Source organism: Nocardioides lacusdianchii (genome assembly GCF_020102855.1).
Classification (GTDB): Bacteria; Actinomycetota; Actinomycetes; order Propionibacteriales; family Nocardioidaceae; genus Nocardioides; species Nocardioides lacusdianchii.
This window is the reverse complement of record NZ_JADHZD010000002.1, coordinates 77,622-100,241: the sequence shown is the minus strand read 5'-3', so window position 1 is coordinate 100,241 and position 22,620 is coordinate 77,622. Positions and strand designations below refer to the sequence as shown.

At 70.5% G+C, this 22,620-nt stretch carries 22 protein-coding genes; 16 read left to right on the top strand and 6 right to left on the bottom strand.

From position 1 onward, the window contains the following. The first annotated feature begins 152 nt into the window (after nucleotides 1-152). The 5 genes from ligD (at nucleotide 153) to IRX98_RS03130 (ending at nucleotide 3,704) form a co-directional block, all read left to right on the top strand. Complete coding sequence (gene ligD / locus IRX98_RS03150) at nucleotides 153-1,124, top strand: non-homologous end-joining DNA ligase (protein ID WP_224273785.1); 972 nt, start codon at nucleotides 153-155, stop codon at nucleotides 1,122-1,124. Between the two features lie 63 nt (nucleotides 1,125-1,187). Further along, nucleotides 1,188-2,135, top strand: a complete 948-nt coding sequence (locus tag IRX98_RS03145; RefSeq protein WP_224273784.1) for a lipid kinase — start codon at nucleotides 1,188-1,190, stop codon at nucleotides 2,133-2,135. Nucleotides 2,136-2,145: 10 nt separating this feature from the next. After that, nucleotides 2,146-2,808 (top strand): ribulose-phosphate 3-epimerase, encoded by a 663-nt coding sequence (gene rpe / locus IRX98_RS03140; protein WP_224273783.1) that lies wholly within the window; start codon nucleotides 2,146-2,148, stop codon nucleotides 2,806-2,808. Next, nucleotides 2,805-3,218 carry an MmcQ/YjbR family DNA-binding protein gene (locus IRX98_RS03135; RefSeq protein WP_224273782.1) on the top strand — a complete coding sequence of 138 codons (414 nt, stop codon included), beginning with the start codon at nucleotides 2,805-2,807 and terminating at the stop codon, nucleotides 3,216-3,218. Before rpe ends, IRX98_RS03135 begins: the two co-directional genes overlap by 4 nt. A gap of 9 nt (nucleotides 3,219-3,227) precedes the next feature. Then, the gene (locus tag IRX98_RS03130; RefSeq protein ID WP_224273781.1) at nucleotides 3,228-3,704 is read left to right on the top strand and encodes a DUF427 domain-containing protein; all 477 of its coding nucleotides are present in this window, start codon (nucleotides 3,228-3,230) and stop codon (nucleotides 3,702-3,704) included. Nucleotides 3,705-3,717: 13 nt separating this feature from the next. Here IRX98_RS03130 and IRX98_RS03125 read toward each other — a convergent pair whose 3' ends face one another. The 3 genes from IRX98_RS03125 to IRX98_RS03115 all read right to left on the bottom strand — a co-directional run bounded on the left by IRX98_RS03125 (nucleotide 3,718) and on the right by IRX98_RS03115 (nucleotide 5,397). Further along, nucleotides 3,718-4,092, bottom strand: coding sequence for a hypothetical protein (locus IRX98_RS03125; protein WP_224273780.1), 375 nt, complete (start codon nucleotides 4,090-4,092; stop codon nucleotides 3,718-3,720). Between the two features lie 99 nt (nucleotides 4,093-4,191). Further along, on the bottom strand, nucleotides 4,192-4,419 hold the full coding sequence (locus tag IRX98_RS03120) for a DUF5703 family protein (protein WP_224273778.1): 228 nt from the start codon (nucleotides 4,417-4,419) through the stop codon (nucleotides 4,192-4,194). A 30-nt stretch (nucleotides 4,420-4,449) separates the two neighbouring features. After that, entirely contained in the window at nucleotides 4,450-5,397 is a 948-nt protein-coding gene (locus tag IRX98_RS03115; RefSeq protein WP_224273776.1) for an aldo/keto reductase, read from the bottom strand. Between the two features lie 67 nt (nucleotides 5,398-5,464). Between IRX98_RS03115 and IRX98_RS03110 the strand changes: the two genes are divergently transcribed. Next, nucleotides 5,465-6,286 (top strand): undecaprenyl-diphosphate phosphatase, encoded by an 822-nt coding sequence (locus IRX98_RS03110; protein WP_372456009.1) that lies wholly within the window; start codon nucleotides 5,465-5,467, stop codon nucleotides 6,284-6,286. A gap of 292 nt (nucleotides 6,287-6,578) precedes the next feature. Continuing rightward, the gene (locus IRX98_RS03105; protein WP_224273772.1) at nucleotides 6,579-7,019 is read left to right on the top strand and encodes a hypothetical protein; all 441 of its coding nucleotides are present in this window, start codon (nucleotides 6,579-6,581) and stop codon (nucleotides 7,017-7,019) included. Between the two features lie 4 nt (nucleotides 7,020-7,023). On the opposite strand, the gene IRX98_RS03100 is transcribed toward IRX98_RS03105, so the two are convergent. Next, the gene (locus tag IRX98_RS03100) at nucleotides 7,024-8,025 is read right to left on the bottom strand and encodes a magnesium and cobalt transport protein CorA (protein ID WP_224273770.1); all 1,002 of its coding nucleotides are present in this window, start codon (nucleotides 8,023-8,025) and stop codon (nucleotides 7,024-7,026) included. Nucleotides 8,026-8,068: 43 nt separating this feature from the next. On the opposite strand from IRX98_RS03100, the gene IRX98_RS03095 reads away from it, so the two are divergent. From IRX98_RS03095 to mshC, 4 genes are all read left to right on the top strand, one after another. Continuing rightward, the gene (locus IRX98_RS03095) at nucleotides 8,069-8,800 is read left to right on the top strand and encodes a histidine phosphatase family protein (protein ID WP_224273768.1); all 732 of its coding nucleotides are present in this window, start codon (nucleotides 8,069-8,071) and stop codon (nucleotides 8,798-8,800) included. A gap of 10 nt (nucleotides 8,801-8,810) precedes the next feature. Beyond that, nucleotides 8,811-9,395: a DUF3090 domain-containing protein gene (locus IRX98_RS03090; protein WP_224273766.1), complete on the top strand. Its 585-nt coding sequence runs from the start codon at nucleotides 8,811-8,813 to the stop codon at nucleotides 9,393-9,395. Beyond that, complete coding sequence (locus IRX98_RS03085; RefSeq protein ID WP_224273764.1) at nucleotides 9,385-10,161, top strand: SCO1664 family protein; 777 nt, start codon at nucleotides 9,385-9,387, stop codon at nucleotides 10,159-10,161. The genes IRX98_RS03090 and IRX98_RS03085 overlap by 11 nt, the downstream gene beginning before the upstream one ends. Before the next feature lie 145 nt (nucleotides 10,162-10,306). Next, nucleotides 10,307-11,545 (top strand): cysteine--1-D-myo-inosityl 2-amino-2-deoxy-alpha-D-glucopyranoside ligase, encoded by a 1,239-nt coding sequence (gene mshC, locus IRX98_RS03080; RefSeq protein ID WP_224273762.1) that lies wholly within the window; start codon nucleotides 10,307-10,309, stop codon nucleotides 11,543-11,545. Nucleotides 11,546-11,758: 213 nt separating this feature from the next. On the opposite strand, the gene IRX98_RS03075 is transcribed toward mshC, so the two are convergent. Continuing rightward, nucleotides 11,759-12,604: a PAC2 family protein gene (locus IRX98_RS03075; protein WP_224273760.1), complete on the bottom strand. Its 846-nt coding sequence runs from the start codon at nucleotides 12,602-12,604 to the stop codon at nucleotides 11,759-11,761. Between the two features lie 204 nt (nucleotides 12,605-12,808). On the opposite strand from IRX98_RS03075, the gene metH reads away from it, so the two are divergent. Continuing rightward, nucleotides 12,809-16,483: a methionine synthase gene (gene metH, locus IRX98_RS03070; RefSeq protein WP_235744764.1), complete on the top strand. Its 3,675-nt coding sequence runs from the start codon at nucleotides 12,809-12,811 to the stop codon at nucleotides 16,481-16,483. Between the two features lie 43 nt (nucleotides 16,484-16,526). Here metH and IRX98_RS03065 read toward each other — a convergent pair whose 3' ends face one another. Next, a complete protein-coding gene (locus IRX98_RS03065; RefSeq protein WP_224273758.1) occupies nucleotides 16,527-17,948 on the bottom strand; it encodes a GntP family permease in 1,422 nt (473 codons plus the stop codon). A gap of 136 nt (nucleotides 17,949-18,084) precedes the next feature. Here IRX98_RS03065 and IRX98_RS03060 point away from each other — a divergent pair, with 136 nt between their 5' ends. The 4 genes from IRX98_RS03060 to IRX98_RS03045 all read left to right on the top strand — a co-directional run bounded on the left by IRX98_RS03060 (nucleotide 18,085) and on the right by IRX98_RS03045 (nucleotide 22,616). Further along, the gene (locus tag IRX98_RS03060) at nucleotides 18,085-18,786 is read left to right on the top strand and encodes an HAD family hydrolase (RefSeq protein ID WP_224273757.1); all 702 of its coding nucleotides are present in this window, start codon (nucleotides 18,085-18,087) and stop codon (nucleotides 18,784-18,786) included. Between the two features lie 84 nt (nucleotides 18,787-18,870). Next, nucleotides 18,871-20,538, top strand: a complete 1,668-nt coding sequence (locus tag IRX98_RS03055) for an ABC transporter substrate-binding protein (protein ID WP_224273756.1) — start codon at nucleotides 18,871-18,873, stop codon at nucleotides 20,536-20,538. Nucleotides 20,539-20,628: 90 nt separating this feature from the next. After that, nucleotides 20,629-21,639 (top strand): ABC transporter permease, encoded by a 1,011-nt coding sequence (locus tag IRX98_RS03050; protein WP_224273755.1) that lies wholly within the window; start codon nucleotides 20,629-20,631, stop codon nucleotides 21,637-21,639. A gap of 5 nt (nucleotides 21,640-21,644) precedes the next feature. Next, complete coding sequence (locus IRX98_RS03045; protein WP_224273753.1) at nucleotides 21,645-22,616, top strand: ABC transporter permease; 972 nt, start codon at nucleotides 21,645-21,647, stop codon at nucleotides 22,614-22,616. The last annotated feature ends 4 nt before the right edge of the window (nucleotides 22,617-22,620 follow it).

Sequence of the window (22,620 nt, the reverse complement as noted above, 5' to 3'; positions counted from 1 at the left end):
TGTCTCGACACACCCTGATGTGACCTCGCGCCCGGCTAGGCTCCTTGTGTCTCGATACGCCCTGACGCGACCTCGTGCCTCGGTCGCGGGGCTACTCGACATCGTTCGCCACGCCGGGCGCGACTGCGTCGCGCCCGGCTAGGCTCCTTGACATGCCGTCGCCGTTCACCGAGGTCGAGGTCGACGGTCGCGTCGTCAAGGTCACCAACCCCGACCGGGTCTACTTCCCACCGGTCGACGGTGGGCCGGGGGCGACCAAGCTCGACCTGGTCGACTACTACCTTGCCGTCGGCGACGGGATCGTCAACGCCCTCTTCGAGCGCCCGTGCATGCTCCACCGCTTCCCCAAGGGCCTCGCCGGCGACAAGGTCCACCAGAAGCGGCTGCCCGCCGGGGCGCCCGACTGGGTCGAGACCGTCGAGCTGTTCTTCCCGCGCTGGAAGCGCACCGCCGACGAGCTGTGCGTGACCGAGCTCGGCAGCGTCATCTGGGCGGTGCAGATGTCGACGGTCGAGTTCCACCCCTGGAACAGTCGCCGCTCCGACACCGAGAAGCCCGACGAGTGGCGCATCGACCTCGACCCGGGCCCCGACTGCGACTGGGCGACGGTCCGGCGCGTGGCGCACGTCGCCCACGAGGTGCTCGACGAGCTCGGCGCGACCGGCTTCCCCAAGACCAGCGGCGGGTCGGGGCTGCACGTCTACGTCCGGATCCCGCCCGACCACGGCTTCCAGGACGTACGCCGGGGGGCGCTGGCGTTCGCGCGCGAGGTCGAGCGGCGGGCTGGGGGAGAGGTGACCACCGCGTGGTGGCGCAAGGACCGCGACCCCGCGCAGCTGTTCGTCGACTACAACCAGAACGCCCGTGACCACACGATCGCCGCGGCCTACTCGGTGCGCGGGGTGCCCGAGGCGCGCGTCTCGGCGCCCATCCGCTGGGACGAGGTCGACGACTGCGAGCCCGACGACTTCACGATCTTCACGATGCCCGAGCGGTTCGCGCGGATCGGCGACCTCCACGCCGACATCGACGCGCACCCCTTCGACATCGCGCCGCTGCTCGAGTGGGCCGACCGCGACGAGGCCGAGGGGCCCGCCGCGCCGCCGGAGCCGGACGAGGCCTAGGCCCACAGCCTGCGCACAGGCCGTCCTCACCGTCCTCTCACCTGCGCTGCCTACGGTCGAGGCATGCAGGACGCACCGCACCCCCAGCCCCGCACCGACCGCGTCGCCGTCGTCGTCAACACGGCTTCCCGCACCGGCTCCCGTGCCCTCCCGCTCGTCACCCGTGAGCTGGGGAGGGCCGCGGAGGAGGTGCAGGTGCACCCCGCCCACGGTGGAGCGGGACTCCGGGACGCGCTCGACGAGGCGATGGCCACGCAGCCGGACCTCCTCGTGGTCGGTGGTGGCGACGGCACGATCGGCTGCGCCGCCGGCCTCGTCGCACACACGTCGACGACGCTCGGCGTGCTGCCGCTCGGCACCGCCAACGACTTCGCCCGGACCCTGGAGATCCCCACCGCGCTGACCGCGGCGGTGGACACCCTCCTGACCGGCAAGGTCGTCGACGTCGACCTCGGCCGCGTGGACGGGCAGGTCTACCTCAACGTCGCCTCCCTGGGACTGTCGGTCGCCGTGGCCCAACGGCTCACCCCGGGACTCAAGCGCCGCCTCGGGCGGTTCGCCTACCCGGTCGCCACCCTCGCCGCCTACCGCGGCCACCGTCCGTTCGCAGCCCGCCTCGAGCTCGACGACGGCTCCGTGCTGGAGCTGCAGGACCTGATGCAGGTGGCGGTCGGCAACGGCCGTCACTACGGCGGCGGGCTCACGGTCTCGCCGAACGCCTCGATCGACGACCACCTGCTGGACGTGTACGCCGTCGAGCAGGGGCGCCTGCGCGACCACGTCTCGATCGCCCGGCTGCTGCGCACGGGCCACCTCGTCGAGCACGACCGGGTGCACCACGTGACGGCCCGCCGCCTCCGACTGGTCACCGACGAGCCGATCGAGGTCAACCTCGACGGCGAGGTCGCGGCCACCACGCCCGCGACGTTCGAGGTCGACCGCAACGCCCTGCACGTCGTCGTACCCGCCGACAGCCGAGCCGCCCGGATGGACGACGCACCGAGTCCCTAGGATCGAGGGCGTGGGCATCCAGATCACTCCCAGCATCCTGAACGCCGACCTGTCGCGCCTGGCCGACGAGGTCGCGCGGATCCCGAGCGCCGACTGGGTGCACGTCGACGTCATGGACAACCACTTCGTCCCCAACCTCACGCTCGGGCTGCCGGTGATCGAGGCGCTCAGCAAGCATGCCTCCCAGCCGCTCGACGCGCACCTGATGATCGAGGACGCCGACCGGTGGGCGCCGGCGTACGCCGAGGCGGGCTGCGGTTCGGTCACCTTCCACGCCGAGGCGGCGAAGGCGCCGGTGCGCCTGGCGCGTGAGATCCGTGCGCAGGGCGCCCGCGCGTCGATGGCCCTCAAGCCGGCGACCCCGATCGAGCCCTACGAGGCGCTGCTGCCCGAGCTCGACATGGTGCTCATCATGACCGTCGAGCCCGGCTTCGGCGGACAGAAGTTCCTCGACCTCTGTCTTCCCAAGATCCGCAGGGCTCGGGAGCTGGTGCGCAAGCACGGCCTCGAGACCTGGCTCCAGGTCGACGGCGGCGTCTCGCTCGAGACGATCGAGCGCTGTGCCGAGGCGGGTGCCGACGTCTTCGTCGCAGGATCGGCCGTCTACTCCGCCGACGACCCGGACGCCATGGTGCGCGAGCTGAAGGCGAAGGCCGAGGCAGCAGTGCCGTGACCCGTCCGGCGACGGTCGACGACATTCATGCCACGGCGCGGGCGATGCCCCACGTCACCGTCTTCCGGCCCGAGAGCAATCCCGTCTACCAGGTCGGCAGCAAGTCGTTCGTCTACTTCCGGACTCCACGCCCCGACGCGGTCGACCCGGACACGGGGGAGCGCTACGACGACGTGATCGTCCTGTGGGTCGCCTCGGAGGGCGACAAGCAGGCGCTGCTCCAGGACGACCGGCTGCCGTTCTTCACCACCCCGCACTTCGACGGGCACCCGTCGGTGCTGCTGAGGGCCTCTCGCGTCGGAGAGGTGGACCGCGACGAGCTGGTCGAGCTCGTGGAGGAGGCGTGGCTCGCCCAGGCCTCGGCCAGGCGTGGTCAGGCGTGGCTCACGAGCCGACCTCCCACTCCGTAGGTTGGTCGCATGAGCGCCGTCGAGACCGAGTCCGTCTGGGACTACCCCCGCCCTCCCCGCGTCGACGTGAGCTCCGAGCACGTCGTCGTCACCCACGGCGGCGTCGTGGTCGCCGACACCCACGCCAGCTTGCGGGTCCTGGAGACCAGCCACCCGCCGACCTACTACCTCCCGCGCGATGCGTTCGCCGCTGGCGTGCTGCGCCCCGGAGAGGGCGCCTCCTGGTGCGAGTGGAAGGGCCAGGCCGCCTACCTCGACATCGTCGTCGGCGACGAGGTGCTGCCGGCCATCGCGTGGACCTACCCGGCGCCGTCGAAGGGCTTCGAGCAGCTCGTCGACCACGTCGCGCTCTACCCCGGGCGCGTCGACCGGTGCACCGTCGACGGTGAGGTCGTTCAGCCCCAGCCCGGACACTTCTACGGCGGCTGGATCACCTCACGGGTGACCGGCCCCTTCAAGGGAGCGCCCGGCACCTCAGGGTGGTGAGCAGGCTGGTGGGTCAGTGCAGACCGCGGTCGTCGGCCTGCTGGCTCAGCAGGTGCGAGCCGTGCCGTGCCTGCTCGTCGATCCGCCGGCTGTCCGCGGCCAGGGCCTCGCCCTCGAGCTCGTCGGCGCGTGACTGCACCCGCTCGAGACGGTGCGCCCAGGTGTCGCACTCCCGAGCCACGTCGTCGAGCCGCGCAGAGGGGACGACGATGGCGTCGCCGTCGGTGCGGAGGCCGGGCTCCATGACAGCGAGCCCCGAGACCTCGTACGCCGTCAGCGGGCGCGTCAGCCGGATCCTGACCGGGTAGGTGTCACGGTCCACGTCGGCCGGGTCGACCGCCAGCTCGACGATCCTGAGGTCCGTGTGGTGCCGTCGTCCGGTTGCCATGGCGCTCCCTCCGTCGGGAACGGCCCGTCCGCTCCCGTTCCTCGAGTCGAGCACGCCGCGACGGGGGACGACATGGGGTCCGGACCCCATGGACGCCCGTCAGCCGGCGAAGAGGGTCAGCCGCTGGCGGATGATCTTGCGGCGAAGCACCACACGGCGCTTGCCGTCGTGGCCGATCCGCAGCCGGTCGAGCTCCCAGCCGCCGTGCTCGGCCCGGTCGACGAGCAGGCGCGTCACGACGTTGCGCGAGAAGTCCTGCGGGAGCACGAGCGTCTCGTACTCCCACTCGATGCCGCGCCCGGGGGGACGGCGCTGGATCCTGGCCATGTGGTCTTCTCCCGTCTGCTCGGGGATCGGTCAGTCGGCGGACACGTCGTCGAGGGCGGCGACGATCTCGGGGGGCAGCGTCAGCTCCTCGACACCGAGGACGCCGTCGAGCTGGGCGGCGGTGCGCGCGCCGACGATCGGCGCGGTGACGCCGGGACGGTCGCGGACCCACGCCAGCGACACCTCGAGGGGCGACCACCCGAGGCCGTCCGCGGCGCGGGCGACGGCCTCGACGATGCCGCGACCGCGGTCGTCGAGGTAGGCGCCGACGAACCTCGCGAAGTGCTCGGTGGCCGCCCGGGAGTCCGAGGGCGTGCCGGTGCGGTACTTGCCCGTCAGCACGCCGCGTCCGAGCGGCGACCACGGCAGCACGCCGAGGCCGAGCGCCTGCGCGGCGGGCAGCACCTCGTGCTCGACCTGCCGGTTCAGCAGGGAGTACTCGACCTGGGTGGACGCGAGCGGCGTACGCCCGGGGAAGGCGCGCTGCCAGGTCGCGGCCTGCGCGGTCTGCCACCCGGTGTAGTTGGAGATGCCGACGTAGGACGCCCGGCCCGACGACACCGCGAGCTCGAGCGCGGACAGGGTCTCCTCGACGGGCGTCTCGTCGGTCCACACGTGCACCTGCCACAGGTCGACGTGGTCGACCCGGAGGCGCGCGAGCGACGCGTCGAGGGTGGTCAGCAGGGTGCCGCGCGAGGTGTCGGTCACCCGCTCGCCCGTACGCCGCGAGATGCCGGCCTTCGTGGCCAGCACGACCTCGTCGCGGGAGACCACGTCGCCGATCAGCGTGCCGATCAGCTCCTCGCTGGCGCCGTCGCCGTAGCCGGCCGCGGTGTCGAGCAGGGTCCCACCGGCCTCGGCGAAGGCGATGAGCTGGTCACGCGCCTCGTGCTCGTCGGTGTCGCGACCCCAGGTCATGGTGCCGAGGCCCAGACGGGAGACCTTGAGCCCGGTGGCGCCGACGGATCGCTGCTGCATGGAGGTGAGAGTAGCCACGGGGCGTGCGCGGGTGGGCGGTGACTCGCCCGTAGGCTCACCCCCTGTGATCGATCTCCTCAAGGCAGTCGTCCTCGGCATCATCCAGGGACTCACCGAGTTCCTGCCGATCTCGAGCAGCGCCCACCTGCGGATCTTCCCCGAGCTCTTCGGCTGGGGCGACCCGGGAGCGGCCTTCACCGCGGTGATCCAGATCGGCACCGAGCTCGCGGTGCTGATCTACTTCCGCAAGGACATCTGGCGCATCGGCAGCGCGTGGGTGCGCTCGCTCTTCCAGCCCGAGTACCGCGGCACGATCGATGCCCGGATGGGGTGGTACATCATCGTCGGCTCGCTGCCGATCGTGGTGCTCGGCGTCCTGCTGAAGGACATCATCGAGAACGACTTCCGCAACCTCTGGATCATCGGCACCACGCTGATCGTGATGGGCGTCGTGCTCGGCATCGCCGACCGCGTGGGCCGCACCGACCGCGTGCTCGGCAAGCTCACGATGAAGGACGCGGTCTTGATGGGGGCTGCCCAGGCCATGGCCCTGATCCCCGGCGTCTCGCGCTCGGGCGCCACGATCTCCATGGGTCGCTTCCTCGGCTTCGAGCGCGAGGCCGCCACGCGCTTCGCCTTCCTGCTGGCGATCCCGGCGGTCGTGGGTGCGGGCCTCTTCGAGCTCAAGGAGATCCCCAACGGCGACAACACCTACGGCTGGGGTCCGACGATCACCGCGACCGTCGTCTCCTTCGTCGTGGGGTACGCCGCCATCGCCTGGCTCCTGCGCTACGTCAGCACGCGGTCCTACACGCCGTTCGTCATCTACCGGATCCTGCTCGGCGCCGGCACGCTCATCCTCCTGGGCGCCGGCGTGCTGACGGCCTGATGGTGTCGGCAGCAACCCAGCGCCACCAGCTGGGTGAGCGCCACGACAACCGCCGGGGCCGTGGTGCGTCGCCCTCAGGGTGGTTCCGCGACTACCGCGCGGTTGGGGAACGAGAAGCAGGAACCAACACGGTGGGCACGTGCCCTCGGTTCCCCAGTGAACGGCTCGCACGCGTCCATGGCGGCACGATGCCCGGGTCACCAGGATGCTATCTCTACCCATCGATGAGTGAGCCCGCTACGCGGAGACAAGGGGTACAGGAGCGTTGCCAGCACGATCGAAGGTCCAGGACATGCGGGAGGTCGTTCGCTGGCTCGAGGAGGGGCGGACGTATCAGTGGATGGTCGATACCTACCGTCGGAAGTATGAGATCGAGACCACCATCAGCATGTGGGCCGCGCTCCGCAGGCGCAACGGCATCGAGAATCGCATCGTCCGTGATGTTGACCTGATTCCGTGGGCGGTGCTGCCCGAACACCGGCACGCACACGCAGTCTCCATGCTGGGCGCCGAGGCTCGTCGTCGGGCTGGCAAGGTGCTGACGACGCAGATGAGCGACATGCTCAATGCATGGCTTTCAGGGCTCGAGCGCGACAACACGGTGGTCCACTACGACCCGGACAACCCACAGGGTTGGTCGTGCGTGCCTCGCTGCGATGACGTGGATACCGACCTCATCCGTGTCCCCAGTCGCCGAACCGGTCGGCGTCACGGCGTCGCGGCCGAAGGTTGAGGACTCAGAGCCAGCCCGATCGCCTGAACCAGACGAACAAGCCAGCCGCCGTAGCGACCATCAGTGCCACTGCGAACGCGAAACCGTAGTCCCAGTCGTTCTTCGGAAACAGCTCGTAATTCATGCCGTAGATCCCGGCGATCAGGGTGGGCACGACGACGAGGGCGGCGCCGGCGGAGATCTTGCGCATGTCCTCGTTCTGCTGCACCGAGATCCGCGCCAGGTGACCGTCGAAGGCGGTCGACAGCAGAATGTCGAGGCTGTCGATCACCTCCGACACCCGCTGGAGGTGGTCGGAGACGTCGCGGAAGTAGGTCGCGGTCTCGGCCGTGATCGGGATGGGTGTGCGGATCGTCGGAACCGTGTCGGAGTGCATCGAGAACTTCCGCATCGGCTCGCGCAGGGGCATCACCGCTCGGCGCACCTCGGCGATCTCGCGCTTGAGGACGTAGATGCGGGTCGAGTCGTCGGTGCGGGCGGGGGAGAAGACCGACTCCTCCACCTCGTCGACGTCCTCCTCCAGCGCCGCCCCGACGCGCTCGTACTCGTCGACGACGCGGTCGCAGATGGCGTACATGACCCCCATCGGGCCGTGCTCGAGCACCTGTGCGCGCTCCTCGAGGTCCTTGCGCGAGTCGGCGAGGTCGATGCCCTCGCCGTGGCGCACGGTCACCACGAAGTCGGCGCCGACGAACATGTTGATCTCGCCGGTCTCGACCGCGTCCTCCTCGTCGACGTACCAGAGCGTCTTGAGGACCAGGAAGAGAGTGTCGCCGTAGTGCTCGAGCTTCGGGCGCTGGTGGGAGTCGCCGGCGTCCTCGACCGCCAGCGGGTGCAGGTCGAAGGTGTCGGCGATGAGCTGGAGCTCTTCGGGGCTGGGGTCGTGGATGCCGATCCACTGGAAGTCGCCGGGCGCGCACGGGACCCGCGCGTGGCCCAGGCTCTGGTCGCCCTCGCCGAGGGGCACCCGCTTGCCCCGGTGGTAGAGGGCGTTGTCCACGATCACGCGGTCAGGCTAGTCCTACCCCGTCTTGGCTAGGGTCGCTGGCGTGGCTACCGTCATCCTCGTCCGACACGGTCGTTCGACCGCCAACGCGACCGGCGTCCTGGCCGGGCGCCTGCCCGGCGTGCACCTCGACGACACCGGCGTGAAGCAGGCCGTCGCCGTGGGGGACAGGCTGGCAGGCGTACGCCTCTGCGCAGCCGTCACGAGCCCGCTCGAGCGATGCCGTGAGACGTGCCGCGAGGTCACCCGGCCCCAGGCCACGCCGCTGCGGGCCAGCACCGACAAGCAGCTCTCCGAGTGCGACTACGGCGAGTGGCAGGGCCGGGCGCTGAAGGACCTCGCCAAGGAGAAGCTCTGGAAGACCGTGCAGACGCAGCCGTCCGCCGCGACCTTCCCCGGCGGGGAGTCGATGCGCGCCATGCAGGACCGGGCGGTTGCGGCGATCCGCCGCCACGACGCGCGGATCTCGGCCGAGCACGGCGACGATGCCGTCTGGCTGGCGGTCAGCCACGGCGACGTCATCAAGTCGATCCTCGCCGACGCGCTGGGGACGCACCTCGACCTCTTCCAGCGGATCCACGTCGACCCTGCGTCTGTGTCGATCGTGCGCTACACCGACTCGCGCCCCTTCGTCCTCGGCACCAACACCCATGCCGGCGACCTGTCGTGGCTCACGCCCCCCAAGAAGTCCCGGCGACGCCGCGGCAGTGACGCCGCGGTCGGCGGCGGCGCGGGCCCGCAGGCCACCCCCGAGACCCAGACAGCGACGTCCTAGGGTGAGTGACATGCCCGTCGTGCACCGCTTCGACCCGCCCGAGCGCTTCGTCGCCGGCACCGTTGGCGAGCCCGGCCAGCGCACCTTCTTCCTCCAGGCCCGCGAAGGCACCCGGCTGGTCAGCGTGTCGCTGGAGAAGCAGCAGGTGGCGGCCCTCGCCGAGCGCATCGACGAGCTGCTCGACGAGCTCATGCGCGGCGCCGGCGGCGAGCTCCTGATCCCCGCGATCGCCCCGCGCGACATGGTGGACGGCCAGCCCCTGGAGCAGCCGATCGAGGATGAGTTCCGCGCAGGCACCATGACCCTGTCGTGGGACGGCACCGACGAGCGCGTGGTGATCGAGGTCTTCCCGTTCACCGAGGCGGCCGTCGTGTCGCCCGAGCAGCTCCAGGAGGACCTCGAGGACCTGCTCGAGCCCGAGCCGGAGGAGATCTTCCTCGTCCGCATCACCGCCGCTGCTGCCCGCTCCTTCGTCGAGCGGTCCCGCTCGGTCATCGGTGCGGGCCGACCGGACTGCCCCTTCTGCGGCGAGCCCGTCGACCCCGACGGCCACCTGTGCGTGCGCGCCAACGGCTTCCGGCGTCGTGACCCCTGACCTGCCCGAGGGCTTCCCGACCGGGGAGCTGACGCTCCACGGGCGCGTCCTTCCCGCCTCCAACGCCACCTTCGTCGGCGAGCTCGGCGGGGTGCGGGTCGTCTACAAGCCGGTCGCGGGGGAGCGGCCGCTGTGGGACTTCCCCGACCACACCCTCGCCTCGCGCGAGGTCGCGTCGTACGCCGTCTCGCAGGCGCTGGGCTGGGACATCGTGCCGCCCACGGTCCTCGGCGACGGACCGCACGGCCCGGGCATGGTGCAGCTGTGGCGCGACGAGGACGAGGACCAGGCGCCGGTCGACATCGTCGCCGAGGGCGAGCTGCCCGAGGGCTACCGCCACGTCTTCGACGGCCTCGACGCCCACGACCAGCCCGTCGCGCTGGTCCACGAGGACACCGCCGCGCTACGGCGCATGGCGCTCTTCGACGTGGTGGTCAACAACGCCGACCGCAAGGGCGGCCACGTCCTGCCGATGCCCGACGGGCATCGCCACGGCGTCGACCACGGGCTGACCTTCCACCTCGAGCACAAGCTGCGCACGGTGCTCTGGGGCTGGGTCGGCGAGCCGATCACCGACGACGAGACCACCGGGCTGCGGCGCCTCGCCGCAGCGCTCGAGGGGTCGCTCGGTGCGACCCTCACCGACCTGCTGGCCGAGGCCGAGGTCGCGATGACCGTGAGCCGTGTCCAGCGGCTGCTGGCCCGCGGTGAGTTCCCGGGCCCCGCCACGTCGTCGTACCCCGTCATCCCCTGGCCGCCCTTTTGAGACGGGCAGCGTCGACCGAGGCACGAGGTCGGCGCGTGGGCCCGGCCAGATCGAGTAGCCCCCGCGGCTGAGGAACGAAGCCGCGACGAGGGCGTATCGAGATCTCCTCCACAGTGACTTCCGACCGGCCGATAGGCTGCGCCGCATGCGTGCCTGGTCGTCCCCCGACGTTCCCCGACTGCCTGTGACAGGCCCGGTGGTGCGTCTGCACGACACCGCCACCGGCTCCCTCGTCGAGACCCGTCCCGAGGGGCCGGCGCGGCTCTACGTCTGCGGCATCACGCCCTACGACGCGACCCACATGGGCCACGCCGCGACCTACGTCGGCTTCGACCTGCTCCACCGCGCCTGGCGCAACGCCGGCCACGACGTGACCTACGTCCAGAACGTCACCGACGTCGACGACCCGCTGCTCGAGCGTGCCGAGAAGGTCAAGGTCGACTGGGTCGAGCTGGCCGAGCGCGAGACACAGCTGTTCCGCGACGACATGGAGGCGCTGCGGGTCCTGCCGCCGGCGCACTACATCGGGGCCGTCGAGTCGATCCCGCAGGTCATCACGCTCATCGAGCGCCTCGACGAGGCGGGTGCGGTCTACCGCGTCGACGACGACCTCTACTTCTCGGTGACCGCCGACGTGGACTTCGGGTCGGTCTCCGGCCTCGACCGCGAGACCATGCTGCAGATCTTCCCCGAGCGCGGCGGCGACCCCGACCGTGCGGGCAAGAAGGACCCGCTCGACTGCCTGCTGTGGCGCGCCGAGCGACCGGGTGAGCCCGCCTGGGACAGCCCGTGGGGCCCGGGGCGTCCCGGCTGGCACATCGAGTGCACCGCGATCGCCCTCGACCACCTCGGCACCGCGTTCGACGTGCAGGGCGGCGGCAGCGACCTGGTCTTCCCGCACCACGAGATGTCCGCCGGCCACGCCCAGGTCGCACACCCCGGCGATCGGTTCGCCCGCGCCTACGCCCACGCCGGCATGGTCGCCTACGACGGCGAGAAGATGTCGAAGTCCAAGGGCAACCTCGTCTTCGTGTCCGCGCTGCGGATGAGCGAGGTCGACCCGATGGCGATCCGGCTCGTGCTGCTGCGCCACCACTACCGCAGCGACTGGGAGTGGACCGACGATCAGCTCTGGGACGCCGTCGACACCCTCGCCACCTGGCGCCGGGCACTGGCCCTCGGTGCCGGCGCGGACGCCGCTCCGGTCGTGGAGCGCGTCCTCGCCGCCCTGGCCGACGACCTCGACGCCCCCACCGCCGTGGCCGCCGTGCAGGAATGGGTCGAGGCCACCCTCGGCACCACCGGGCTCGCCGAGACCTCCGACCGCGAGGCGGCGGCGACCATCCACCGGCTGCTCGACGCGGCACTGGGCCTGTCGCTCTGACGTACGCCTCCGACAGCCGCCCGAAGCGGTGAGTGAGGGGCATTCCGCAGGCGCAAGATCCTCCTCACGCACCGCCACCTGGCGTGTCCGGCGCGGACTCGCCGACGGGGGTGAGTGAGGGGCATTCCGCCGGCCGCGAATCCCCCTCACTCACCGCTCACCAACGCGCGGCGGAGCGCTCGCGACCACGACGTACGCCCCCGCGAGACGGCCTCAGTCGGTGTCGCGGCGCTTGAGGTAGCGCTCGAACTCCCGCGCGATCGCCTCGCCGCTGGCTTCGGGGAGGTCCGCGGTGTCGCGGGTCTCCTCGAGCGCACGGACGTAGTCGGCCACGTCCTCGTCCTCCGCCGCCAGCTCGTCGACGCCGCGCTCCCACGCCTTGGCGTCCTCGACGAGGTCGCCCAGCGGCATCGGCGCCTCGAGCAGCTCCTCGAGCTGGCCGAGCAGCGCGAGGGTCGCCTTGGGACAGGGCGGCTGGGCGACGTAGTGGGGGACCGCGGCCCAGTAGGACACGGCCGGGATGTCGAGCTGGGTGCACGCGTCGTTGAAGACGCCGACGATGCCGGTGGGTCCCTCGTAGCTCGACTGCTCGATGTTGAGCCGGTCGACCAGCTCGGGCTCGGTCGCGGTGCCGCTCACGGGGATCGGCCGCGTGTGGGGGCTGTCGGCCAGCAGCGCGCCGAGGGTGACCACGAGCTCGGCCCCGAGGTCGTCGCAGGCGGCGAGCAGCTCGGCGCAGAACTGGCGCCACTTCATGTTGGGCTCGATCCCGCGCACGAGGATCACGTCGCGGTCCAGCTCGGCGGGACGCGCCACCGCGATGCGGGTGGTGGGCCAGGTGAGCCGCCGGTGACCGTTGTGGTCGGTGGCGATGATCGGGCGGTTGACCTGGAAGTCGTAGAACTCCTCGGGGTCGATCGCACCGATGACCTCGGCCTTCCACTCCTCGATGAGGTGGTCGACCAGGCCGGACGCCGCGTCGGCCGCGTCGTTCCACCCCTCGAAGGCGGCGATCACCACGGGGGAGACCAGGTCCTGCACGTCGTCGAACTCGATCACCGCCCCAGCCTAGGGCGCGCCGCCCAGCCTGCCGTCGTGATTTCGTCGGCCGTGTCGCCGAGTGCCACCATGTGGGAACCCGGTCCGCCTGTCGGACGACCTTCCTAGGCTGGTCGTTCGCCGGCAAGAGGAAGGCTCCACGTGAACCCGCAGCACCGCCCCGACGCCACCGACGCCCTCACGGCGATCCTGAGCGAGCGGATCATGGTGCTGGACGGCGCGATGGGCACGGCCATCCAGCGCGACCGGCCCGACGAGGCCGGCTACCGCGGGGAGCGCTTCGCCAACCACCCCAGCGACCTGGTCGGCAACAACGACCTGCTGTCGATCACGCAGCCGCACATCATCCGGACGATCCACGAGGAGTACCTCCGCGCGGGCGCCGACATCATCGAGACGAACACCTTCAACGCCAACGCGGTCTCGCTCGCCGACTACGGCCTCGAGGACCTCGCCTACGAGCTGAACCTCGAGTCCGCGCGCCTGGCCCGCGCAGCAGCGGACGCGGTCGCCACCGACGACCGCCCGCGCTGGGTCGCCGGTGCGCTCGGCCCCACGACCCGTACGGCCTCGATCTCGCCCGACGTCAACGACCCGGGCGCGCGCAACGTCAGCTTCGACCAGCTCGCCGAGGCCTACCTCGTCGCCGCGCGCGGCCTCGTCGACGGCGGCTCGGACCTGCTGATGATCGAGACGATCTTCGACACCCTCAACGCCAAGGCGGCGATCTTCGCCGTCGAGACGCTGTTCGAGGAGCAGGAGCGCCGCTGGCCGGTCATCATCTCCGGCACCATCACCGATGCGTCGGGTCGTACGCTCTCCGGCCAGGTCACCGAGGCCTTCTGGGACTCCGTACGCCACGCGCGTCCGTTGGCTGTCGGCCTCAACTGCGCGCTGGGCGCGCGCGACATGCGCCCCTACGTCGCGGAGCTCTCGCGCCTCGCGGACTCCTTCGTCTCGGTCTACCCCAACGCCGGACTGCCCAACGCGTTCGGCGAGTACGACGAGACGCCCGACCAGACGGCGTCGGTCCTGGCCGAGTTCGCCGAGGCCGGCTTCCTCAACCTCGTCGGTGGCTGCTGCGGCACCACGCCGGACCACATCGCCGCCATCGCGGGTGCCGTCGACGGCCAGGAGCGCCGCGAGCCGGTGCCGCACGAGCCGGTGATGCGGCTCTCGGGCCTCGAGCCGCTGACCATCACCGACGAGAGCCTGTTCGTCAACGTCGGTGAGCGCACCAACATCACCGGCTCCGCCCGGTTCCGCAAGCTCATCAAGGACGGCGACTACGACACCGCCGTCAGCGTCGCAGCCCAGCAGGTCGAGGCCGGCGCGCAGGTGATCGACGTCAACATGGACGAGGGCATGATCGACGGCGTCGCCGCGATGGACCGCTTCCTCAAGCTGGTCGCCTCCGAGCCCGACATCAGCCGCGTGCCGGTGATGGTCGACTCCTCGAAGTGGGAGGTCATCGAGGCCGGACTGAAGTGCGTCCAGGGCAAGGCCATCGTCAACTCGATCTCCATGAAGGAGGGTGAGGAGGCCTTCCGCCGCCACGCGCGCCTGTGCCGCAAGTACGGCGCCGCCGTCGTGGTCATGGCGTTCGACGAGGACGGCCAGGCCGACAACCTCGAGCGCCGCAAGGCGATCTGCGAGCGGGCCTACCGGATCCTCGTCGACGAGGTCGGGTTCCCTCCCGAGGACATCATCTTCGACCCCAACGTCTTCGCGGTCGCGACGGGCATCGAGGAGCACGCGACCTACGGCCAGGACTTCATCGAGGCCACGCGCTGGATCAAGCAGAACCTGCCCGGCGCCAAGGTCAGCGGCGGCATCTCCAACGTGTCCTTCTCCTTCCGCGGTAACAACCCGGTCCGCGAGGCGATCCACGCGGTCTTCCTCTTCCACGCCATCCGGGCCGGCCTCGACATGGGCATCGTCAACGCCGGCGCGCTAGTGGTCTACGACGAGGTCGACGCCGAGCTGCGCGAGCGCATCGAGGACGTCGTGCTCAACCGCCGCCCGGACGCGGCGGAGCGGCTCCTCGAGATCGCCGAGGCCCACAACCGCTCGGCCGAGGCCGAGGAGGTCACCGAGGACGAGTGGCGTGCGCTGCCGATCGGCGAGCGGATCACGCACGCCCTCGTGAAGGGCATCGACGCGCACGTCGAGTCCGACACCGAGATCCTGCGCCAGGAGATCGCCGAGCGCGGAGGCCGCCCGATCGAGGTGATCGAGGGACCGCTCATGGACGGCATGAACGTCGTCGGCGACCTCTTCGGCGCCGGCAAGATGTTCCTGCCCCAGGTCGTGAAGAGTGCCCGGGTGATGAAGAAGGCCGTGGCCTACCTCATCCCCTTCATCGAGCAGGAGAAGCTCGACAACCCCGAGCTGGCCACCGCCAAGGACACCAACGGCACGATCGTCATGGCCACGGTCAAGGGCGACGTGCACGACATCGGCAAGAACATCGTCGGCGTGGTGCTCCAGTGCAACAACTACGAGGTCATCGACCTCGGGGTGATGGTGCCGGCGCAGAAGATCCTCGACACCGCCACCGAGGTCGGAGCCGACATCATCGGCCTCTCCGGCCTGATCACGCCCTCGCTCGACGAGATGGTCAACTTCGCCACCGAGATGCAGCGCCAGGGCCTCACGATCCCGCTGCTCATCGGCGGCGCCACCACCTCGCGTGCCCACACAGCGGTGAAGGTCGACCCCAGGTACGACGGCCCGGTCGTCTGGGTCAAGGACGCCTCGCGCTCGGTGCCCACCGCTGCGGCGCTGCTCCACGAGACCGGTCGCGCGAAGCTCATGGCCGACGTCAAGGCCGACTTCGACTCGCTCCGCACGCGCCACTCCGCGAAGAACGACCGTCCGATGGTGACCCTGGAGCAGGCACGCGCCAATGCGACCCCCATCGACTGGACCGACTACCAGCCACCACAGCCGGACCAGCTGCGCAGCGGCCAGCGTGTCCGGGTGCTGCGCGACCACGACCTGTCGGTGCTGCGCCCCTACATCGACTGGCAGCCGTTCTTCAACGCCTGGGAGATGAAGGGCGCCTTCCCCGACATCCTCAACAACCCGAGCTCGGGTCCCGCCGCGCGCAAGCTGTACGACGACGCGCAGGCGATGCTCGACCAGATGATCGAGGAGAAGTGGATCCGCGCCCACGGCGTGGTCGGCTTCTTCCCGGCCAGCTCGGTGGGCGACGACGTCGAGCTCTACCTCGACGACGACCGGAGCCGGGTGCACACCCGGCTGCACCACCTGCGCCAGCAGGGCCAGCACCGCGACGGCGTACCCAACCGCTCGCTGGCCGACTTCGTCGCGCCCAAGGAGAGCGGGCTGCCGGACCACGTCGGTGCCTTCGCGGTGACCGCCGGTGACGGCGTGACCGAGCGGGTCGAGGCCTTCCGCGCCGAGCTCGACGACTACAACGCGATCCTGCTGGAGTCGCTCGCGGACCGGCTGGCCGAGGCGTTCGCCGAGCACCTGCACGAGCTGGTGCGCAAGGAGATGTGGGGCTACGCGCCCGACGAGCAGCTCGACAACGTAGGGCTCATCAAGGAGCAGTACGACGGGATCCGCCCCGCGCCCGGCTACCCGGCGTGCCCCGAGCACACCGAGAAGCAGACCCTGTGGGAGCTCCTCGACGTCGAGGAGCACACCGGCATCAAGCTCACCGAGTCGATGGCGATGTGGCCCGGCGCCTCGGTGAGCGGCTTCTACTACTCCCACCCCCAGTCGCAGTACTTCGTCGTGGGGCGCGTGAACCGCGACCAGGTCGCCGACTACGCCGAGCGCAAGGGCTGGACCCTCGCCGAGGCCGAGCGGTGGCTCTCGCCCAACCTCGGCTACGACCCGGAGGACTGAGGTCGAGGACCGAGCGCGAGGAGCTGCCCGGACCGCTCGGGCTTCAGGCGACGAGCGCCGCCAGCATCACCATCGGGAGCGACACCACCGACGCCACCGAGGTGACGAGGGTCAGGGTCTTCAGCGTGCCCTTGGTCGACAGCCCGAGCAGCGACTTGAACATCCAGAAGAAGTTGCTGTTGACCTGGAGGGCGAACATCGCCCCCGAGGCGATGGCGAGGCCGATCACGATGGGGGAGACGGTCAGCGAGTCGAGGATCGGGGCGATGATCCCGGCGGCGGTGATGGCCGCGACCGACACCGACCCGATCGCCAGGTGCAGCACCGCGGCGATGAACCAGGCCAGCAGGATGCTGAGGACGACCGGAGCACCCTCGTCGGCACGGAACAGGTCGCCCAGCACCGCGTCGAGGCCGGTCGCCTCGATGACCGCGCCCAGCGAGCCGCCCACGCCCGTGATGAGCAGGATCTCGCCGGTGGTGTGGAACCCGTCCTCCATCGCCTCGTTGGTGCGCTCCGCGCCCGCGGAGGACCGCGACAGGGCGTAGGCCCCCAGCAGTCCGATGAAGAGCGCCATGTTGGCGTCGCCGAGGAAGGCGATGAAGGTGGTCGACCAGCCGCCGAGCTCGGCGAACGCGCCGAAGGCGATCAGCAGGAGCGGCACCAGGATCGGCAGCATCAGCACCACGAGCGGGAGCTGTCGTACGCCGGACTCGGCCTCGACCTCGCGCGCCCGGGCCTCGCGCTGGTCCTTGGCCTCCTGCGAGGTGTCGGCCTCGCCGGCGAGGTAGGCGGCGTCGGCCGCCTCCTGCTCGGCCATCGCCTCGTCGACCTCCTCGTCGGTCACCGGGTCCCACATGCCTCCGGCGCTGAAGAGCACCCGCATCAGCAGCGTCGAGACGAGTGCGGTGGCCAGGCCGATGACGACGCCGTAGACCAGCCAGTCGCCGAGCCGGATGTCCAGCAGGCCGGCGATCGAGATGGCGGCCAGGCCGGGGATGACGAAGACGTAGCCCGCGAAGATGCCGCAGCCGAGCGCGGACGCGAGGACCGGCAGGCCGATCCTGCCGATGAACGGTGACGCCGACCGGGCGACCGGAGCGGCGAGCACGACCTGGACGTCCACGTAGATCGACGGCATCACGACCGCCAGCATCGAGGTGAGCGCGTACGGCAGCCGCCCGGACCCGACCCGCTGGACGAGCAGGCCCACCAGGCGGCGGAATGCGCCCGTCGAGTGGAGCAGCGACCCGATCAGGACGCCGAACCCGATCAGCAGCCCGACCTCGGCCATGATCCCGCCGAAGCCCGTCGTGATCGCCTCGATGGTGCCCGCGAAGCCGACGCCGGCGGCGAGGCCGAGGTAGAGCGAGCCGAGGATCAGCGAGATCACCGGGTCGATCCGCCCCTTGATGATCAAGGCGATCACCAGGACGATCGCGACGGACGTGTGGATGGCGACCATGGACTTCTCCTCATCCCGATCCCGAGGAGCTCCCGAGAGGAGTCACTGTCTACCCGTGCGCGGGCCACTTGGCCAGTGACGGGATCATCCGTGGGCGGCGCGCGGAGAGGGTCCGGACGATCGATAGGGTCGTGCGGTGACTTCACCGGTGACGCCGACTGTCCTGCCCGCCGCCGTCCTGTGGGACATGGACGGCACCCTCGTCGACACCGAGCCCTACTGGGTCGCCACCGAGTTCGCGATGGCCGAGAAGTACGGCGGCACCTGGTCGCACGAGCACGCGATGAACCTCGTCGGCAACGCGCTGCTCGACTCGGCGGACTACATCCGCGCGCACATGGGCATCGACCGGACCCGCGAGGAGATCGTCGAGGAGCTCCTCGACGGCGTGGTCGCGCGGGTCGAGGAGAGCGTGCCGTGGCGTCCGGGGGCGCAGGAGCTGCTGGGGGACCTCGTACGCCGCGGTGTCCCGTGCGCGCTCGTGACGATGTCGTGGCAGCGTTTCGTGGACCCGATCCTGGCGCAGCTGCCCTCCGACACCTTCGCCAGTGTCGTCACCGGCGACCGGGTGGAGCACGGCAAGCCGCACCCCGAGCCCTACCTCACGGCCGCCGCCGACCTTGGCATGGCGCCCGAGGACTGCGTGGCCATCGAGGACTCCAACACCGGGGCGACCTCCGCGGCCGCAGCCGGCTGCACCGTCGTCTGCGTGCCCAACCACGTCCCGATGCAGCAGGGCGAGCGGCGGGTCTTCGTCGAGACGCTGGCCGGTCTCGACACCGATTCCCTCGCCGTGGCGGCCGGGCGGAGCGTCAAGGCGGCCGTGACACGACCGTGACCGTGGCGGTGTGGCCCGGCTCACGTCCGGCGGACTAGGGTTGCTGGCCATCCCCAGAACGCATATCGGACGGAAGGTTCTCGGATGACCCCGAAGCGCACCATGGCGTCACTCACCGCGGCGCTCATCGCAGCCGCCACCCTCGCAAGCTGTGCGGAGAGCGACCGCGACGCCGGCGACGGGGGAGGTGGTGGTGACGACGGGACCTTCATCTTCGGAGCCGCCGGCGCCCCCGAGATGTTCGACCCGTTCTACGCCACCGACGGCGAGACCTTCCGCGTCACCCGGCAGATGTTCGAGGGCCTCCTCGGCATCGAGCCCGGCAGCGCCGAGGTGGTGCCGGAGCTCGCGACCGAGTGGACGCCCAACGAGGACGGCACGGAGTGGACGTTCACGCTGCGTGACGACGTCACCTTCCACGACGGCGAGCCGTTCAACGCAGAGGCGGTGTGCGCCAACTTCGAGCGGATGTTCGACCAGAACGAGGCCGGCCAGGTCGCGGGCGAGTACTGGGGCTACGTCATGGGCGCCTTCGCCAACGACCCCGACAACTCGCTCTACCAGAGCTGCGAGGCCACCGACGAGTTCGAGGCCGTCGTCACGATCAGCGGTCCGACGTCGGGCTTCCCGACCATGCTGACCCTCGAGTCGCTGTCCATGCAGTCGCCCAAGGCGCTGGAGGAGGGCGACGCCAACGGCATCGCGGCCGAGGGCGAGGGCTTCTCGTTCCCCGACTACGCCAACAACCCGGTCGGCACCGGCCCGTTCACCTTCGGCGAGTACGACGAGGCGAACGGCACGATCAGCCTCGAGCGCAACGACGACTACTGGGGCGACGCGGCGAAGGTGAGCGAGCTCGTCTTCCGCGTGATCCCCGACGAGAGCACCCGTCGCCAGGAGCTCGAGGCCGGCAGCATCAACGGCTACGACCTGCCGAACCCCGTCGACTGGAACGCGCTGGAGGAGTCCGGCAACAGCGTCGAGATCCGTGACGCCTTCAACATCCTCTACCTCGGGTTCAACCCCGACACGAACCCGCAGCTGCAGGACCTCAAGGTCCGCCAGGCCCTCAACATCGCCATCAACCGCGAGCAGCTCGTCCAGACCCAGCTGCCCGAGGGTGCCGAGGTCGCGACGCAGTTCATGCCCAAGACGGTCAGCGGCTACAACACCGAGCTGCAGGCCCCGGAGTACGACCCCGAGCGCGCCAAGGAGCTGCTGGCCGAGGCCGGTGCCGAGGGCATGACGCTGACGTTCGCCTACCCGACCGAGGTCAGCCGCCCCTACATGCCGGACCCGCAGAAGCTCTACGAGGCGCTGCGCACCGACCTCGAGGCCGTGGGCGTCAACGTCGAGGTCAAGACCGCGTCCTGGAACGGTGGCTACCTCGACAACGTGACCGCAGGCAAGTACGACGCCTACATCCTCGGGTGGACCGGCGACTACGACTCGCCGTTCAACTTCATCGGCACGTTCTTCGGCAACCTGAAGGAGAACGACTTCGGCACCTCGGCCATGCCGTGGGGCCAGCAGCTCGCCGACGACCTCAAGGCGGCCGACGCGATCGTCGACGAGGAGGAGCGCTCCGCGGCCTTCGAGGAGATCAACGCGCAGATCATGGAGGAGTACCTCCCCGGCCTGCCGATCAGCCACTCGCCGCCGGCCCTCGTGGTCGGCCCGGGTGTCGAGGGCGTCATCCCGAGCCCGCTGACCGCCGAGGAGTTCGACACCGTCTCCGTCGGCGGTGAGTGAGGTCCTCCTCGCCCACCAGTGAAACGTCCCGTGTGCCAGGGGGTCGTCCTTCGGACGACCCCCTGGTCCGGGCCGGTGTAGAGGAGATCCATGCTTCGCTTCGTCCTGCGCCGCCTGATCCAGATGGTCGGCGTCGTGCTCGTCCTGTCCGTGCTGGTCTTCGTGTGGCTGCGCTCGCTGCCCGGTGGCCCCGTGTCCGCGCTGCTCGGCGAGCGTGGCACCCCCGAACGACGTGCGGCGCTGGAGAAGGCCCTCGGTCTCGACCAGCCCCTGCCGGTGCAGTACCTCCGCTACATGGAGCGGGCGGTCCAGGGCGACTTCGGCGTGTCCACGAAGGTGCTGCCGGGCGAGGACGCCCTCGACATCTTCTTCGCCCGCCTGCCGGCGACCATCGAGCTGTCGTTCTTCGCCCTCGTCATCGCCATCGCGCTCGGCATCCCGCTGGGCTACCTCGCTGCCCGGCGCAAGGGCACCCCGCTCGACACCACGACCGTGATCTTCTCGCTGGTCGGTGTCGCGGTGCCGGTCTTCTTCACCGGGTTCCTGCTCAAGTACTTCTTCGCCGTCGAGTGGAACCTGCTCCCCGTGTCGGGACGCCAGAGCACCGGCCTCGACGCCACGCGCGTGACCGGGTTGTTCGTCCTCGACGGGATCCTCACCCGCGAGTGGGACGCCGCGTGGGACGCCCTCAAGCACCTCGTGCTGCCCGCGGTGGCGCTCGCCACGATCCCGTTCGCCGTCATCTTCCGCATCACCCGTGCCTCGGTGCTCGACGTCCTCGACGAGGACTACGTCCGCACCGCCGAGGCCAAGGGACTCACCGCGCAGGTGATCCGCGGACGCCACGTGCTGCGCAACGCGATACTGCCGGTGGTGACGACCGTGGGCCTGCAGGTAGGCGCGCTGCTGTCGGGGGCGGTGCTCACCGAGACCGTCTTCTCGATCCGTGGCATCGGGGACGCCCTGGCCACGGCGTTCCGTGACAAGGACTACCCGGTGCTGCAGGTGCTGATCATCGCCGCGGCTGCCATCTACGTGCTGGTCAACCTCTTGGTCGACATCGCGTACGCCGTCATCGACCCCCGGATCAGGACGAGGTGAGCCCGATGACACCGACCCCCGAGCTCCCACCGGAGCGCACGACGTACGCCGAGCGCCGCTCACAGCGCATCGACGCGCTCGCCTCCGCCTCCGCCGCCGAGGAGGGCGGCGTCTCGCTGATCAAGAGCGCCTGGCGCCGGCTGCGTCGCAACCCGGTCTTCCTCGTCGGCCTCGCGATCACCGTCGCGTTCATCGCGCTGGCGCTCGTCGCGCCGTGGCTGGCTCCGTGGGACCCGGCCGCGCGTCCGCTCCTCGACGACGTACGCCCGCAGTCCAACCCCGTGCCCGGGCCCGAGGCGGGCCACCCGCTCGGCGCCGACGACAAGGGCCGCGACCTCCTGTCACGTCTGCTCGTCGGGTCGCAGCAGACCCTGCTCGTGGGCGTGCTCGCGACCTTCTTCGGTCTCCTCGGCGGGCTCGTCCTCGGCACGCTCGCCGGGGCCGTGGGCGGCTGGATCGACTCACTCGTCATGCGCATCGTGGACGTGATGCTGTCCATCCCGTCGCTGCTGCTGGCCTTCACGCTGGCGGCGCTGGCCACGAGGCCGAGCCAGTGGACGCTGATCATCGCGATCGCCACGGTGCAGGTGCCCATCTTCGCCCGGCTGCTGCGGGGGTCGATGCTCGCCCAGCGTGCCAGTGACCACGTCCTCGCGGCGCGGTCCCTCGGCGTCAAGCAGCGCGCGATCGTGTTCCGCCACATGCTGCCCAACGCGCTGGGTCCGGTCATCGTCCAGGCGACGCTGGTGCTGGCGGTCGCGATCATCGACGCGGCTGCGCTGTCGTTCCTCGGCCTCGGCAACCCCGACGACCGCCGCCCCGAGTGGGGCCAGATGCTCGGCAAGGCCCAGCCGTTCCTCGGTGAGGCGCCGCACCTGGCGTTCTACCCGGCCGCCTGCATCATCGTCGTCGCCCTCGGCTTCACGCTGATGGGCGAGTCGCTGCGCGAGGCCCTCGACCCGAAGACCCGGAGGTAGTGCC